Source organism: Paenibacillus sp. FSL R7-0189 (assembly GCF_037969925.1).
GTDB classification, from domain to species: domain Bacteria; phylum Bacillota; class Bacilli; order Paenibacillales; family Paenibacillaceae; genus Paenibacillus_AQ; species Paenibacillus_AQ odorifer.
This window is the reverse complement of sequence record NZ_CP150223.1, coordinates 532643-547911: the sequence shown is the minus strand read 5'-3', so window position 1 is coordinate 547911 and position 15269 is coordinate 532643. Positions and strand designations below refer to the sequence as shown.

Here is a 15269-nt window from a genome sequence, read left to right as displayed (position 1 = left end):
GTAAGGAAGATTGTAAGTAACTTCCTCACCAGATTCACTATGAATATTAGTCTGTAATATTTCCAGCCATTTTGAGGCGTTTGGCAATTTCTTTAAAGTCTTCGGGGGAGATTCCTGGAGCGAATTCCTCTTCGACTGCCGGAGCAACGGGGATCGGAAAACCTTTAGGGGCTCCCTGAATGACTTCAAGCGGAAGATTATCCTCCGGGTGGGTTCCCTTCCAAATCTGATCGATGGCGCCGAAGTCACTTTCACTCCAGGTGTATAGCTTGGTGTGCACGCCTTTTTCTTCATATTTTTTTGCTTCACTGAATGATTTATTATTTAACGAAGGAATCGGCACGAGCTTAGTTACATTAACACCTGTTGCCACTTCGATTGCTTTGGCATAAGCGACCACGTGGACACCACCACGGACTAAAAGGAATCCGACTACAGCGCGTGCAGCTGGATGGTCTGTCATTTCGTAGACCTTCATTTTATGTGTTCTGGCTCCGCATTCGAGGAAGAAGTTATGTAGCAGATCTTCCACTAGGTTGCCGCTATTAAATACGTTTGCTCCGGTCCACGGGTTCCCCGTTGAATCAAAAGGCATAGCCCCTTGTGCACCAGCCAGAAAGTGATAGGATAGACGCGCATCTTTTGCGGACCCTAGAGGGGTGGAATCGGGCTCTTTATAACTTGTTGACCCTCGAAGACATTTGTTGATGGCATGAGAAACCAGCTCGACGTGGCCAAGCTCTTCCGCTGTTATGCTCATCACCAAATCATAAAAGGGCTTCAGTTTGTCTTTTGAACGGAAATTAAAGGATTGAAAGAGGTAATTGTTAAGGGTCGACATTTCTCCGAACTTTCCGCCAAGCAATTCCTGAACAGCGGCAGCAGCATTGGGATCGGGCTTCTCAACTTCAGGAATCTCGATCATGATTTCATCCATACGTTTGAACATTAATATCTCAGCCTCCTTGAGGTTAGGGGTTACTGAGCTATTTTGAGCTTAATCTATAGGAATTACTCATGAATGGGTTGAAAAGTATGGATGTGCGTCATGTAAATGGCTTTTTGTGTCGAAAAGGCAAACTGCAAATACTATCAAATACGCAATCAAATACGCAATCAAATACGCATAGTAACCCGCTAACGGACACAGCTGACCCTATATGCAGTATTATCCGATATTTGCAATACTAACGGACTCCACAGCAGCTATCGTCCTAGAAAAAGCCCCAAATGGACCTCTTTTCAGGGAATAGCTTCATTGGAGTCCGAAAACTTACAATAAAGGCTAAATACATATGAATAACGTCAACTGAGTCCGTAAGCCATGTTGGATAATAGATATACGGTTAAGCAGACAAAGAATGATCAAAAAACGCAGAGCAGCGATCCTCCAATAATAGGAGAATCGCTGCTCTGTTGATTTCTAGGGTTTATGAAACCTTATTTACAATGCTAAATTACGGTCAATAAGAGCAATACGTTGCTGTACACAAGCATAAGAGCGAAGTGGATCCTCTGGAGTGTTCAGCACATAATCTAACATTTGGTCAACGGTAGTTGTAGCCACGTGGATACGAGTGTCGGAGGAAGCGTAGTAAATATAGATTTCACCGTTATCACGTGCAATCACGCCATTACAGAACACGACATTGGAGACATCGCCGACACGTTCTTCACCATCTGGTGCGATGAAATGACCGCCAGGTGAATGAGTGACTTTGTTTGGCTCATCCAGATCAGACAAGAAAGCATATAGCACGTATCGGAGTCCAGCAGCTGTGTTGCGTACACCATGAGCAATATGCAGCCAGCCTTTTGCAGTTTTGATTGGAGCCGGACCTTGGCCGTTTTTAACTTCCTTGATGGTATGGTAGTGGCGTTCATCCATGATGGTCTCACTAGTAATTACGGCATCTTCAATTGTATCCGAGAGTCCCCAGCCGATACCGCCACCTGAACCTGCATCGATAAAGCCATCTTGTGGGCGAGTGTAGAAAGCGTATTTTCCATCTACAAATTCAGGGTGGAGCACGACATTACGCTGCTGAGCAGAGCCTGTTTTGAGATCCGCCAGACGTTCCCAGGTTTTCAGATCTTTGGTGCGAACAATACCACACTGTGCTACTGCGCTAGAAAGGTCACCATGTGGAGCTTCTGGATCTTTGCGTTCTGTACAGAAGAGGCCGTAGATCCAGCCATCTTCATGGCTTACGAGGCGCATGTCGTAGACGTTGATATCAGGAACTTCTGTCTCAGGCAGCACAACTGGATGATCCCAGAAGCGGAAGCCGTCTACGCCATTGTCGCTTTCTGCTACAGCGAAAAAAGATTTGCGGTCATTGCCTTCAACCCGAGCAACAAGATAGAATTTGCCGTTCAGTGCAATAGCACCCGGGTTGAAGACGCCGTTGACGCCAATTCTTTCGGCAAAATTAGGGTTGGTGTCTGGGTTAAAATCATAACGCCAGATTAAGGGCGCATGCTCAGCAGTTAGCAGTGGATGAGTATAACGGTCATAAATGCCGTTTCCATAAGGAAGCTTTTCGTTCTTGCGGGCGATCAGGGCTTCATAACGTTCTGTTAATTGTTGTTTGCGTTCTTGGAATAATGATGACATTAGATAGTCTCCTTTATAGTTGATTTCAGTCGTGCGATCATTTCGAAGCAGGCTCTGCTGTTATGATAAGGACATTTCCAGGCGCTAACCTTTGATCCGTGAGGCAGGGGCTGAAGGTTCTCGTCCACGCCCCAGTACCATTCACCGAGCTTGTGATCCACCATGTATTTATCGATAAAAGTCCAGGAGGCTTGGGCAGCCTCATTAAATTTGCTGTCACCAGTCAGCTGATAAGCATTATAGAATCCAACAACCGCCTCAGCTTGCGGCCACCAATCTTTATCTTTGCTCAGCAGCCCGCTTGGGTCAGCTTCATTCCATATCCCACCATCGCTATCTATACCTTCCGCAAGAACGGCTTCTGCCATGGAGACAGCGACTGTTCGCACACGCTGCAGCAGCAGCTCTTCTCCAAGGGTTTCAGCAGCTTCCACCAGCAGCCAGCTTCCTTCGATGTCATGTCCGTAGGAGATAATATCTGATTTCACATTCCATGCCTCATCTAAGAAAAGATGAAAATGCTGGCCTTCCTGATCAATGATATGATCCAGCATCGTTTCGATTAGCTCGGTTAGCGTGCTCTTTAGCTCCTCCGACTTCCATACTCGATAGAGACCGGTATACGCTTCCAGAACATGCAGATGGGTATTCATAGATTTTTTTTCATTCATATCCTTGCTGCTGAGACTGAGGTTATCAGTGATTTGCCATTCCCGTGATAAAGCTTCGACATAACCTTTATAAATAGAATCATAGCCGTATTTCTCAACTAGCTGGAATAATTGAATCGCATCCTCTAAGACTTCTGGACGTCCGGTCGCATGGTAGAATTCAGCCAGTGCGTAGATAGCAAAGGATTGGCCATAGATCTGCTTTTTCTCTTGAGAAGGTCTGCCCTCAGCATCCACCATCCAGTATAATCCGCCATACTCTTTATCAATGAAGTGTTCCATCAGATAGGTATAAGCACGTTCTGCCATCGCCAGATATTCCGGTTTACCGTAGATCCGGTAAGCGCTCGCAAAGGACCAAAGGATCCGGGCATTAAGCACAAGGCTTTTCTCTGCGTTAGGAGTAATGTTCAGCTGATTGTCGATCTCACCTACAAAACCGCCGTTTACTTCGTCCTTCGTCTGTTTCATCCAAAAACTAAGAATATTATCCTGCAGCTCATCCTCAAGTTGGGTCAACCATAATTCTGGTGAATTAATCATTGTAATCAGTCACTCCTCACATTATTTGGTGATTTTTGAGGTGAAATATTCGTTGATGATCCCAGCGGCTTGCTTACCGTACATACAGTAATCATCATTCTGTGCTGCTTCTTCAATTGGATAAAGATGAGTAGGCCAATCCCAGAGCATAAAGCCCTGAACCCAATCTCTGTGCTCACAGCCTTGAAACATTGCCTGATAGAATTTACTTTGTTCTTCTTGACTTGGTTCGCCCTTTAAGGTCCAATCATTGGGAATCGCAGCGCTCCCGCTCCGGCTTGGGCAACCCGCTTCCATGAAAAAGAACGGCTTATTCTGTGAGCTCACCACTTGCTCAATCCGGTCGAGCTGAGCCTCCCAATCACTAGCTGGATAATACCCACTTGAAGAAATCACATCGAGCGCATCCCACCAGGTTACGTTATCCTCCTGATACTTATCGCAATTATAAGTAAGAATACCTGAGTAGACCTTCCGCACCTCGGCAATAAGCGAACGCCATTCGGCTTCGCGTCTATCCGTCTGTACAAGCTCACAGCCAATACAGAACATTTCACAGCCTGTTTCCTCAGCGATAGCGGCATAGTGCAGAATAAATTTAGTATAAGAGCTGAACCACTCAGACCATTTAGGCTCGCAAGGGACATCCTTATCAAAAAAGTTAATATGGGCACGCCAAGTTCCGTCAGCACAATTAACAATCGGCTTCAGGCATACTTTTAGCTGGAGTGACTTCGCTTTGCTGATAGCCCATTTCACTTCTTCGTCGCTAACGGTTGGAGCCTCCCAGTAGGGAATTTCCGTAGAATGAGCGGTAGCTTGAAGCGCACTGAGCGCAATGGCCGTCCAGTTCGCTCCGGTGACAGAGGACATTAATTCCAGCGAACACTCAGCTTCTTTTGTTGTCCATGAACCACGTCTACCTGAGAAACCCCAGGTTACGCCTGCAATGTATTCGTTGTTTAACATCATCGAGGATCCTCACTTTACAAATGGAAATAGATAAATTAGCAAACTTAATTTTGTTAGATAGTTATTATTGTTTTGTTAGTTTATAATAACAACTTAATTTAGTTATATACTTTTTCGTAGATGATTTCAAGGACAATTTGTAGTTGGAGCTGGGAAATTTGAATAACTTTAGTTATAGTAAATATAAGACTATAAAAGGGCGCAATCGTACATTGACGTAATGCATGGGGAGATACTATTCGTGATGATAGCGCAATCATAATAACTGGCGGATACAACTGGAGGGAATTACTTAAATGATAAATGTTATGATTGCGGACGACGAGGAAGTCATTCGCAGGGGGCTCGAAAAAATCACATCCAGAATGGAAATAGACGTACATGTAATTGGATCTTACGGAAACGGGTTGGAAGCCTGGGAACATTTAGAAAAGTTATCCCGAGAGGATATAGATCTGCTTATTACAGATATCAAAATGCCTAGGATGGATGGTTTTAAGCTGATTGAACAGGTTAGAGACCATATGGAGGATATACCTATTGCTGTCCTTAGCGGTTTTAGTGAATTTGAATATGCCCGTCGAGCGATCCGCCATGGGGTGATGGATTATTTGCTTAAACCGATTGATAAGACTCAGCTATATGAGCTGCTTAAGAGAGTAGAGGATGTAAAGAAAAAGAACGTGACGGAGCATGAGGAGATTTTCTCACAAGCTGCGGATGGTGGGGAACATTATGTAGTTGAGCAGACAAAAAGCATTCTGGAGAGAGAGTATGATCAGAACTTCGAGCTAGAACGCTTAGCGGAGATGGTGGGCATGAATGCGAGTTATCTCAGCCGTTTGTTCAAATTAAAGACGGGGCAGACGATCACAGACTATCTGATTCGGATTAGAATTTCTAAAGCTAAGGAACTGCTAATGGAGCATCCTGACCTGAAGAATTATGAAATTGCCGAGAAGGTGGGTTATAGCGATCCGGTATATTTTAATAAATTGTTCAAGAAAATGTGTGGTATGACACCTAAGGATTATAAAAGCGGCTGTAAATTCCCGAAAATTGAACGAGAGTTTTAGGCATATATAGGAAGCTATTTATTAGGAGGGCGAAAAGCTCTCTTTTTTTGTAGATATTTTTATAAATTAGATAACAAAATTATTATAAGTAAAACAAAAATAACAAATACAAGACCAGAAAAAGCAATTGAAACCATCGTTTTGCGTCAAAAATAGATTTATAATGGGTTTGTAAGCGATATCATCACTTGTTTTCAAGAGTAATTCAGATAATCCGGTATTAATGACTACTCTTTCAAGTTATGAGTGATGATAAAAGTTATTATATTTGTTATTTACCTAAAACTAGAGTTGAATTGAAGAGAGGGGTCGTAACAGCATGAAAAAAGGCAAAACAATGATGGGCTTGATGGCACTAACACTTGTGGCGGGATTGTTTAGCGGTTGTTCCTCAAACAACAACACTAACAATGAAGCTGCTAAAAACACAGGAAACAATGGTTCTTCAGCAGAGGCAACTGCTCCAGCTGATGGTACAGCAGCCAAGGATATCAAAGGGGATATCACAGTCATAACGCAAAGAACAGATATTGTTGATACCGTATTCAAAGAGTATGCGGCTAAATTCAATGAGAAATATCCTGATGTAAAGGTGAACTTTGAAGCGCTAGCTACTTACGAAGACCAAATTAAAATTCGTATGAGCACTAGTGATTATGGCGACGTTCTTTTGTTACCTACTAGCATAGCTGTAAAAGATATTCCTGATTTCTTCGAACCTCTTGGCAAGCTCGAAGAAATGAGCAAACAATACACAGGGCTGGAAGAACGTGCAGTAGACGGAGTTGCCTATGGTATTCCGATGACCATCAACTTTAACGGGATTATTTATAACAAACAAGTCTTCAAAGATGCCGGAATTACAGAGGTTCCCAAAACCCCTGAACAATTCTTGACTGCCCTGCAGACTATTAAAGACAAAACACAAGCTGTTCCTCTTTACACAAATTACGCAGCAGGCTGGACATTGACGCAATGGGAAGCGGATCTGGCTACAGTAGCTGGTGACCGTGATTATGTAAACATTGCTCAAGTGGCTAGCGACGACAACTATGTAGCGGGTCAACCACACTATGAATTGTACAAAATTCTGTACGATGCAGCACAAAAAGGTTTGATTGAAGAAGATCCAACTACAACAGACTGGGAATCTTCCAAAGCTGATCTAGCCAACGGAAAAATTGGGACTATGGTGCTTGGATCTTGGGCGATTGGCCAAATCAAAGGCCTGGCTACAAATCCAGACGATGTTGGATTTATGCCTTTCCCAACCAATGCGGATAAAATCCTTGTGCCGCTTGCTGGTGACTACAATCTGGGTGTCAGCATTCACAGTAAGAACAAAGAAGCTGCTAGAGCTTGGGTGGATTGGTTCATCAACGAATCTAATTACCCTACAACTGAAGGCGGCGGTATGAGCCCGGCTATCGGTGCAGAGCTTCCAGAAATCCTGAAACAATATGAAGGTACAGATGTAACCTTTGATACTCTTGCTCCTGCTAAAGCTGGTGAAGAAGGCTGGTCTGATGAAATCGACAAACAAGCTGAGATCGGTGCTTGGCAGCCAGACTTCAAGAAACGGATTATTGAAGCAGCGATTGGCAACAGAAAAGAATCCTATGATGACATCATGAAAGACCTGAACGACAAGTGGAAAGCCGCTCGCGCTAAAGTCACAGCACAGTAACAACTATAAGCTTCTTAGATGCTATAGGCGGTAGTGAATGTGGGAGGGGATATGCTAACAAGCATTTCCCCCTTCACATTTAAACGAGTCTTAAATAAATGAGGATGCTTTTTCTGGAGGTGTATCGGGTGTTTAAGTTTTCAAATTTGAGCTATAAAAATCAAAGAATCGCTATCATCATCTTATTCTCATTAGTGCCGATATTATTGCTGCTCACATTCGCTTATTATCCAGTCATCAGTATGTTTCGGTACAGCTTCACCAGTTGGAATGGATTGAGCAAAAATATGGAATATGTCGGTTTAGAAAACTACAAGACCATTTTTACAAAACCTGAGTATTTTTCTGTGTTTAAGGTCAGCTTGTATTATTTCTTTACCACTTTTATCCAGATGGCACTTGCTTTGTATTTTGCAACCATCTTAAGCTTTAGTGTTCGCATGAAAAACTTGTTTAAAGGGATTTTGTTCTTCCCGACCTTGCTAAACGGTGTAGCGATCGGTTTTATCTTTCTCTTCTTCTTCAAACCAGATGGAACGCTAGATACGATTCTTAATCTGATTGGGCTTGGCAGTCTGCAGCAGAAGTGGCTTCTGAATCCTAATTTGATTAACTTCTCGCTCGCAGGTGCATCACTGTGGAGATACATGGGAATGAACTTCCTGATTTTCCTTGGAGCTATTTCTTCTATCGGTAAGGATATCTATGAGGCCGCTGAAATTGACGGTGCAAACAGATGGCATCAGTTTATGCATATTATTTTGCCAAGCATTAAACGTATTCTGCAATTGAACTTGATTCTTGCGGTTAGTGGCGCCATTGGGGTATTCGAAATTCCATACGTCATGACAGGCGGATCAAACGGAAGTAGTACATTCGTTATTCAGACGGTCGATGTAGCTTTCAAATACAGCAAGGTTGGTTTGGCATCGGCGATGGCCGTGGTATTGCTGGGTATTGTTATCATAGTTACTATTTTGCAGCGCGTTCTGATCAAGGAGGAGAAATAAACTATGCATTCTGTAAAATATACCACTGCTAGTATATTCAAATATCTCACCTTGATTTTGGGAGCACTTGTAGCTTTGATACCTATCGTGGTCGTGTTTTTCGCTTCATTAAAGACCGGAACGGAATATGCTTCTACCGGACCGTTAACGCTGCCAGAGAATTGGTTGAATTTCTCCAACTACACAAAGGCTTTTGTAGACGGGAAAATGCTGCTCGGTTTTAAAAATACTGTCATTATCGTTGTGATTTCTATTGCGGGTGCCACGTTGACGGGTTCGATGATGGCTTATATTTTATCGCGCTTCAAATTTAAAGGCAGTAAGATCCTAATTAGTATGTTCCTGATTGCTACTCTGATTCCAGGCGTAACTACACAAGTGGCTACTTTCCAAATCATCAATCACTTGGGATTATTTAATACCAGATGGGCGCCAATCGTTATGTACTTGGGCACGGATATTATCGCTGTTTATATCTTCATGCAGTTTTTGGATTCGATCTCCGAGTCACTGGATGAATCCGCGATGCTGGACGGAGCTTCGTATTGGACGATTTATTGGAGAATTATTTTGCCATTGTTGAAGCCGGCGATTGTAACTGTAGTGATCGTGAAGGGTGTTAATATTTATAACGATTTTTACACCCCTTTCCTTTATATGCCGAAAACAGATCTGCAAACGATCTCCACAGCACTCTTTAAGTTTAAAGGTCCATATGGATCGCAGTGGGAAGTAATATGTGCGGCGATTATGATCGCAATTATACCTACATTGGTTGTGTTTACCGCCTTGCAAAAATATATCTACAATGGTTTTTCGCAAGGTTCTGTAAAGTGAGCTCAACAGTAAATTTAATAACAGTACTAGATAAAATAGCATACTGAAAAGTTGCATACATTTGGAGGGAATACTAATGAGTGAAGTAAAATTGGTTGGAGCAAGTGCAATTAACATCCCGAACATGCCTTGGCAAGAAAAGCCTGCTGGCTACGAGAATCCGATTTGGAGACATAATGATAACCCGGTTATCAAAAGAAATCCTGCAAAAGGTGTAGCCCGTATTTTCAATAGTGCGGTTGCTGCGTATGAAGGCAGTTTTATTGGTGTATTTCGTGTAGAAGATAACACGACTCGTCCGCATCTGCGTATGGGACATAGTGTGGATGGTTTGGATTGGAAAATCGATGATGAGCCGATCCGATTTATAGATGAAGAAGGTAATCCTTATCAGCCGCGTTATGCTTACGATCCACGTCTGGTGAAGGTTGAAGATACATTTTATATTATCTGGTGTACAGATTTCTACGGCGCAGCTATTGGTGTAGCTAAAACACAAGATTTCAAAACATTTATCAGCTTGGAAAACCCATTCCTGCCATTCAACCGGAACGGCGTACTGTTCCCTAGAAAAATCAACAATAACTTCGTGATGTTGTCCCGTCCAAGTGACAGTGGCCATACGCCATTTGGTGATGTGTTCCTTAGTGAGAGCCCTGACTTCGTATATTGGGGAAAACACCGCCATGTAATGACCAAGGGTGGTCAAGGCTGGTGGCAAAGTGTCAAAATTGGTGGCGGACCAGCGCCGATTGAAACTACTGAAGGCTGGTTGATGTTCTACCATGGCGTAACTGGAACCTGCAACGGTCTTGTGTATAGCATGGGGGCGGTTATTTTGGATATCAATGAGCCCTCAAAAGTAAAATATCGCTCGAAAAACTTTGTATTAACGCCAGAAGAATGGTATGAGGAAAGAGGTTTTGTGAATAACGTCCTGTTCCCATGTGCCACACTGCATGATGCAGAAACCGGCCATATCGCCATTTATTATGGCGCTGCTGATACTTATGTAGGCGTTGCTTATACAACGGTTAATGAAATCGTCAACTATGTCATCGAAACTCATGAAGAGGTTGGCGATGATGCAGGTTTAGGCAAAATCTAGTTGGACTTAATAACCTATATTTGCAGAGAGCTTGCTTGTCCGGAGAATTGCGTAGCGTAGAGTTCGAAAGAAGTGTTGGGATTGGTGTTGTTAAGTGTGCTCAGTGCGGAGGTTGCCATGTGCGGCCTCCGTTCTGTTGCAGAATGTGCAACAGAACAACTCAATATTGCTTGTAATAGATAAGTAGCAGGTGAGGGGGAATTCGTCTCTGTTGGCGGCTTTGTCAGTCTGTTGCTTAGTTACTCTGTGGCTTGGTTACTCCATGGCTTTGCTACTCAATGGCTCTAACGTAAATAGTTGCACTCTGTGCACTTAAACTAACATTTCTTTGGTTACTAGGTGATATAGTTGCACTTTGTGCAACTGTATCAGCCAAGTAACCTTCAAAAGCTCCTTTTAATGTTTTTTAGTTGTACAAAGTGCAACTAAAAGGGGAAAAAGACATATTCCGCTGTAATAGCTGCACAAAGTGCAACTCTATGGCTCTGACGTAAATAGTTGCACTTTGTGCACTTAAACTAACATTTCTTTGGTTACTAGGCGATATAATTGCACTTCGTGCAACTATATCAGCCAAGTAACCTCCAAAAGCTCCTTTTGCCGTTTTTTAGCTGTACAAAGTGCAACTAAGAGAGAAAACACACATATTCAGCTGTAATAGCTGCACAAAGTGCAACTATCCAGCCAGAAGCTGTTACTGTGCCGATTATAAAGAAGTTAATGGGCAAGGTGGAAAATGTGGGTGTTGTGGAGGTAAGAGGAAGATAGCGGATAAGTGGAATGTGAGTGGTTGTAGAGGTAATAAGAAGGTAGTAGGTACGTGGAGTGTGATTAGTTGTGGAGGTAATAAGAAGATAGCGGATAAGTGGAATGTGAGTAGTTGTAGAGGTAATAAGAAGGTAGTTGGTACGTGGAATATGATTAGTTGTAGAAGTAATAAGAAGATAGCGGATAAGTGGAATGTGAGGGGTTGTAGAGGTAAAAAGAAGGTTATAGGCACGTAGAATATGATTAGTTGTGAAGGTAATAGGCAAGCAGCGAGTGAGTGGTGAATGTGGATCTGTTGGTGATTCTGCTACTCTGTTGCTTAGTTACTCTAGGACTTCGACGTAAATAGTTGCACTCTGTGCACTTAAACTAACATTTCTTTGGTTACTAGGCGATATAATTGCACTTCGTGCAACTATATCAGCCAAGTAACCTCCAAAAGCTCCTTTTACTGTTTTTTAGTTGTACAAAGTGCAACTAAGAGGAAAACACACATATTCAGCTGAAATATAGCTGCACAAAGTGCAACTATCCAGCCTCGGAGCTGCAATTAAACTATTCAGTCGCAGAAAACGCAACTAACCCATCCCACTATCCCGTCCCACTATCCCATCGCAAATATCCATACACCAACGGAAAACCCATATTGGGTTTTCCGTTTCTATCTAGCATAGTAACTGTAACGATGCTTCGCGGTTACGAACAGTAAGCGAACAATATCGTTACATAACTTAAGGAGGAACAATATTTTGGGAAGCGACATGAATTTGTCACAGTTAAAGGAATATAACGGAAGTAGTCCAAAGCCGGGTGATTTCGAGCAGTTTTGGGAGCGGGCATTACGTGATCTGGATGCACAGCCGCTGGATTATGAGCTGGAGCCGGCGGAGTTTGTCAGTGAGCTTGCGGAGTGTTTCCATTTGTATTTTACCGGAGTTGGCGGTGCAAGAATCCATTGCAAATATGTAAGACCGAAGAAAAACGTACATAAAAAAGGCCCCGGTCTAGTGATGTTCCATGGGTACTCCTGTGACAGCGGGGATTGGATGGAGAAGGTGGCTTATGCTGCCCACGGGATTAGCGTCCTGGCGATGGATTGTCGCGGACAGGGCGGCCTCTCCGAAGATAATCTTACCGTAAAGGGCACCACGATACGTGGACATATCATTCGAGGGATTGATGATCCTAATCCAGATAACCTTTATTATCGCAATGTGTTTTTGGATACGGCACAGACTGCCCGAGTTCTGATGTCTATGGATGAAGTTGATCCTGAGCGTGTAGGTGCCTTTGGACTATCTCAAGGTGGAGCGCTGACTGTCGCTTGTGCAGCATTAGAGCCTCGCTTAAAAATAGCCTTGCCTGTGTATCCCTTCCTTTCAGATTATAAACGTGCTTGGGAACTGGATATTACCACCTCAGCTTATGAGGAGATCAACTATTATTTCCGGTTTTTTGATCCCCATCATTTGCGTGAGGATGAGATTTTTAATAGGCTCGGCTATATCGATATTCAGAATCTTGCGGAAAGAATTCAGGCTAAAGTACTGTGGGTTACCGGGTTATCCGATACGATTTGTCCACCTTCAACTCAATTTGCCGCATACAATAAAATACTAGCGTCCAAAGAGCTTATGGTTTATTATGAGTACGGTCATGAGTATTTACCATATCTTGCCGATCGGGCGTTGGAATTGTTCATGACCTTGTAAGAGATAAGCCAGCAGGCATAACTGAAGACAACGGTGGTGAACAATTGATGAAGTCGCAAGCAAAAAAAGAAAAGGCGCATTTCCAGCTGCACCCTGCCAAATCGATTGGGGTGCGGCTTTTTCTCATCTTCTTCATCTCAACAATGGTGCTCGTTCTCTCACTTGGCTACATTTCCTATTCCGTAGCTGAGCAAACGATCGAGAATAACGCGCTGTCAGCCAATCAACAGACAGTCGTCCAAGCTGCAGAGAAGTTTGATGTTGAATTATTGCGTTATGAGGACGGCCTAGGAAGAATTCTTTACAACAATGAGATTCAGGATGCACTCAAACAAGGGAATAATCCCACTACAAGTAATGAGGAACGTAATTTGCAGTCTAACCAGATTAGCGCCGAGCTGAATGCCTGGCTGACCGCATCAAAGGGGGTAGAAGCTGTATACCTCATCCCGATGAATCAGGAAGTCCCCACTTCTTCAGCGGGATCAAAAGACAACGCTTTTATCAAGGAATTCAGAGAATCATCATGGTTCAAGCAGCTTGAAGAGGAACCACAAACACTGTGGATTCCCCGGACAGTACAAGAACAAGAAGGAAATACTTCGGGTATGTTTCATTTGGCACAATCGATAGCTGGGGATACACAAAGCCCGGGATACATAATTATCTGTGATATTAGAATTAGTGAATTAGAAAATCAGCTTCGTAAAGTTGATCTCGGACCCAGCTCTTACATGCAATTGCTGACGGATAAGGATGAATTGATCGCATCGTCCCAGCAAGTAGGAACAGATACTTATCTCAGTCTGGGAGGGACCCTTCTTCATGGTTTGGAGCATGAGGCGGGGTCATTGCCAACGAAGGATGAGAAAGGGAAATCCATACTAGCTGTGTATGGGACGATGGAAAGCTCCAGCTGGAGATTGCTTGGTGTTGTTCCGGCTGAGAATCTTACGAAAGACGCACTTCGTATTCTAAAAACTACATATATTATTGTTGCGGTGGCTGCTATTGTCGCCATTCTAATTGGTTACTGGATGTACAGAATGGTATCCAAGCCCTTGACCCGGCTTAAAGATTTAATGTCTAAGGGGGCAGATGGGAATCTTGGAGTACGCACGGAGATTACCTCACGAGATGAAATAGGTCAGTTATCGGGTTCCTTTAATAGGATGATGGAACGGATCACAGAACTGGTTATCCATACTAATGAAACGGCTCGAAAGGTAATGGAAACGGCCAATGAACTTAGTGGGGTATCGCGTAAGACAGCGATGGCCGCCAAAGAGATTGCCGCTGCAACAGAAGAAATTGCCGGAGGTTCAGGCAGCCTGGCTTTGGAGGCGGACCAGGGCAACGAGCTTACGGGGCAAATTTCGGTGCAAATGAACAAAGTGAACTCAGCTACGCATGAGATGGATCATACCGCACATAGTATCGGCGTGCTTAGTGAAGAAGGTTTTAATGAGTTAAAAGAGCTGCTTGGCAAAACCAATAAGACGGGCGATATGACGAATAAGCTCGTGTTGAAAGTGAATGAGCTGCAAGACACCACATCATCAGTGATGAAGGTGCTTGATGTTATGCAGAATATTACACAGCAGACGAATATTTTGTCTCTAAATGCAACGATAGAAGCGGCAAGGGCAGGGGAGTCCGGCCGGGGATTTATGGTAGTGGCCGATGAAATACGCCAGCTTGCAGATCAGTCCAAAGATTCCATTGCTGTGGTGGCTAATATAACAGACACCATTATGAAGGATATGAACGAGACCGTAGGTGTTCTCTCGGAAGTAGCCCCTCTTTTTAATCAGCAGGTGACTTCAGTGGAGAGCACTAGCGATATCTTCGTATCTGTACAGGATCAGATGCGTCATTTTATTACACGTTTGGAATCTGTTGCTTTATCGATGGATAGCTTGAGCCAATCCCAAAAGGTGCTGTCAAATTCCATGGGCAATATCAGCTCCATTGCAGAGGAATCATCAGCAGCTTCGCAAGAAGTGGCTTCGCTTAGCGGAGAGCAACAAAGTGTGAGTGATCATTTAGTGGAGCTGTCTGAGCAGCTTGAGCATGCGTCCCGGCAGTTGCAAGAAAAACTGTCCAAGTTTAATTTGTAACCTTGCATAACCTCAGTAATTATTTTCAATACAAAGACCAGTCTCCAATTATTTGGGACTGGTCTTTGTGCTATTCAAAAGGTTATAAAATAGCTAACTAAGCATGAGTGTAAATAATCCAGCGGGTGGGACATAATAAAGGCTATGA

11 protein-coding genes are annotated in these 15269 nt (G+C 43.3%); 7 read left to right on the top strand and 4 right to left on the bottom strand.

Annotated features, from left to right (window positions below; all coding sequences use genetic code 11):
* Positions 1 to 46 precede the first annotated feature (46 nt).
* The 4 genes from MKY63_RS02435 to MKY63_RS02420 all read right to left on the bottom strand — a co-directional run bounded on the left by MKY63_RS02435 (position 47) and on the right by MKY63_RS02420 (position 4803).
* Entirely contained in the window at positions 47 to 949 is a 903-nt protein-coding gene (locus tag MKY63_RS02435; protein WP_036675571.1) for a manganese catalase family protein, read from the bottom strand.
* Between the two features lie 495 nt (positions 950 to 1444).
* Positions 1445 to 2617, bottom strand: a complete 1173-nt coding sequence (locus MKY63_RS02430) for a glycosidase (RefSeq protein WP_038569513.1) — start codon at positions 2615 to 2617, stop codon at positions 1445 to 1447.
* Positions 2617 to 3831, bottom strand: coding sequence for an AGE family epimerase/isomerase (locus MKY63_RS02425; protein ID WP_038569515.1), 1215 nt, complete (start codon positions 3829 to 3831; stop codon positions 2617 to 2619). Before MKY63_RS02425 ends, MKY63_RS02430 begins: the two co-directional genes overlap by 1 nt.
* Before the next feature lie 21 nt (positions 3832 to 3852).
* Positions 3853 to 4803 (bottom strand): 1,4-beta-xylanase, encoded by a 951-nt coding sequence (locus tag MKY63_RS02420; RefSeq protein ID WP_038569516.1) that lies wholly within the window; start codon positions 4801 to 4803, stop codon positions 3853 to 3855.
* Between the two features lie 296 nt (positions 4804 to 5099).
* On the opposite strand from MKY63_RS02420, the gene MKY63_RS02415 reads away from it, so the two are divergent.
* From MKY63_RS02415 to MKY63_RS02385, 7 genes are all read left to right on the top strand, one after another.
* Positions 5100 to 5879 carry a response regulator gene (locus MKY63_RS02415; protein ID WP_036675560.1) on the top strand — a complete coding sequence of 260 codons (780 nt, stop codon included), beginning with the start codon at positions 5100 to 5102 and terminating at the stop codon, positions 5877 to 5879.
* A 319-nt stretch (positions 5880 to 6198) separates the two neighbouring features.
* A complete protein-coding gene (locus MKY63_RS02410) occupies positions 6199 to 7566 on the top strand; it encodes an extracellular solute-binding protein (protein ID WP_038569518.1) in 1368 nt (455 codons plus the stop codon).
* 128 nt (positions 7567 to 7694) lie between these two features.
* The gene (locus tag MKY63_RS02405) at positions 7695 to 8576 is read left to right on the top strand and encodes a sugar ABC transporter permease (protein ID WP_036675555.1); all 882 of its coding nucleotides are present in this window, start codon (positions 7695 to 7697) and stop codon (positions 8574 to 8576) included.
* A gap of 3 nt (positions 8577 to 8579) precedes the next feature.
* Positions 8580 to 9413: a carbohydrate ABC transporter permease gene (locus tag MKY63_RS02400; RefSeq protein WP_036675551.1), complete on the top strand. Its 834-nt coding sequence runs from the start codon at positions 8580 to 8582 to the stop codon at positions 9411 to 9413.
* Between the two features lie 76 nt (positions 9414 to 9489).
* Entirely contained in the window at positions 9490 to 10521 is a 1032-nt protein-coding gene (locus MKY63_RS02395; protein WP_038569519.1) for a glycoside hydrolase family 130 protein, read from the top strand.
* Positions 10522 to 12038: 1517 nt separating this feature from the next.
* Positions 12039 to 13001 (top strand): alpha/beta fold hydrolase, encoded by a 963-nt coding sequence (locus MKY63_RS02390; protein WP_143767773.1) that lies wholly within the window; start codon positions 12039 to 12041, stop codon positions 12999 to 13001.
* A 47-nt stretch (positions 13002 to 13048) separates the two neighbouring features.
* Complete coding sequence (locus tag MKY63_RS02385) at positions 13049 to 15121, top strand: methyl-accepting chemotaxis protein (protein ID WP_052096882.1); 2073 nt, start codon at positions 13049 to 13051, stop codon at positions 15119 to 15121.
* Positions 15122 to 15269: the final 148 nt, after the last annotated feature.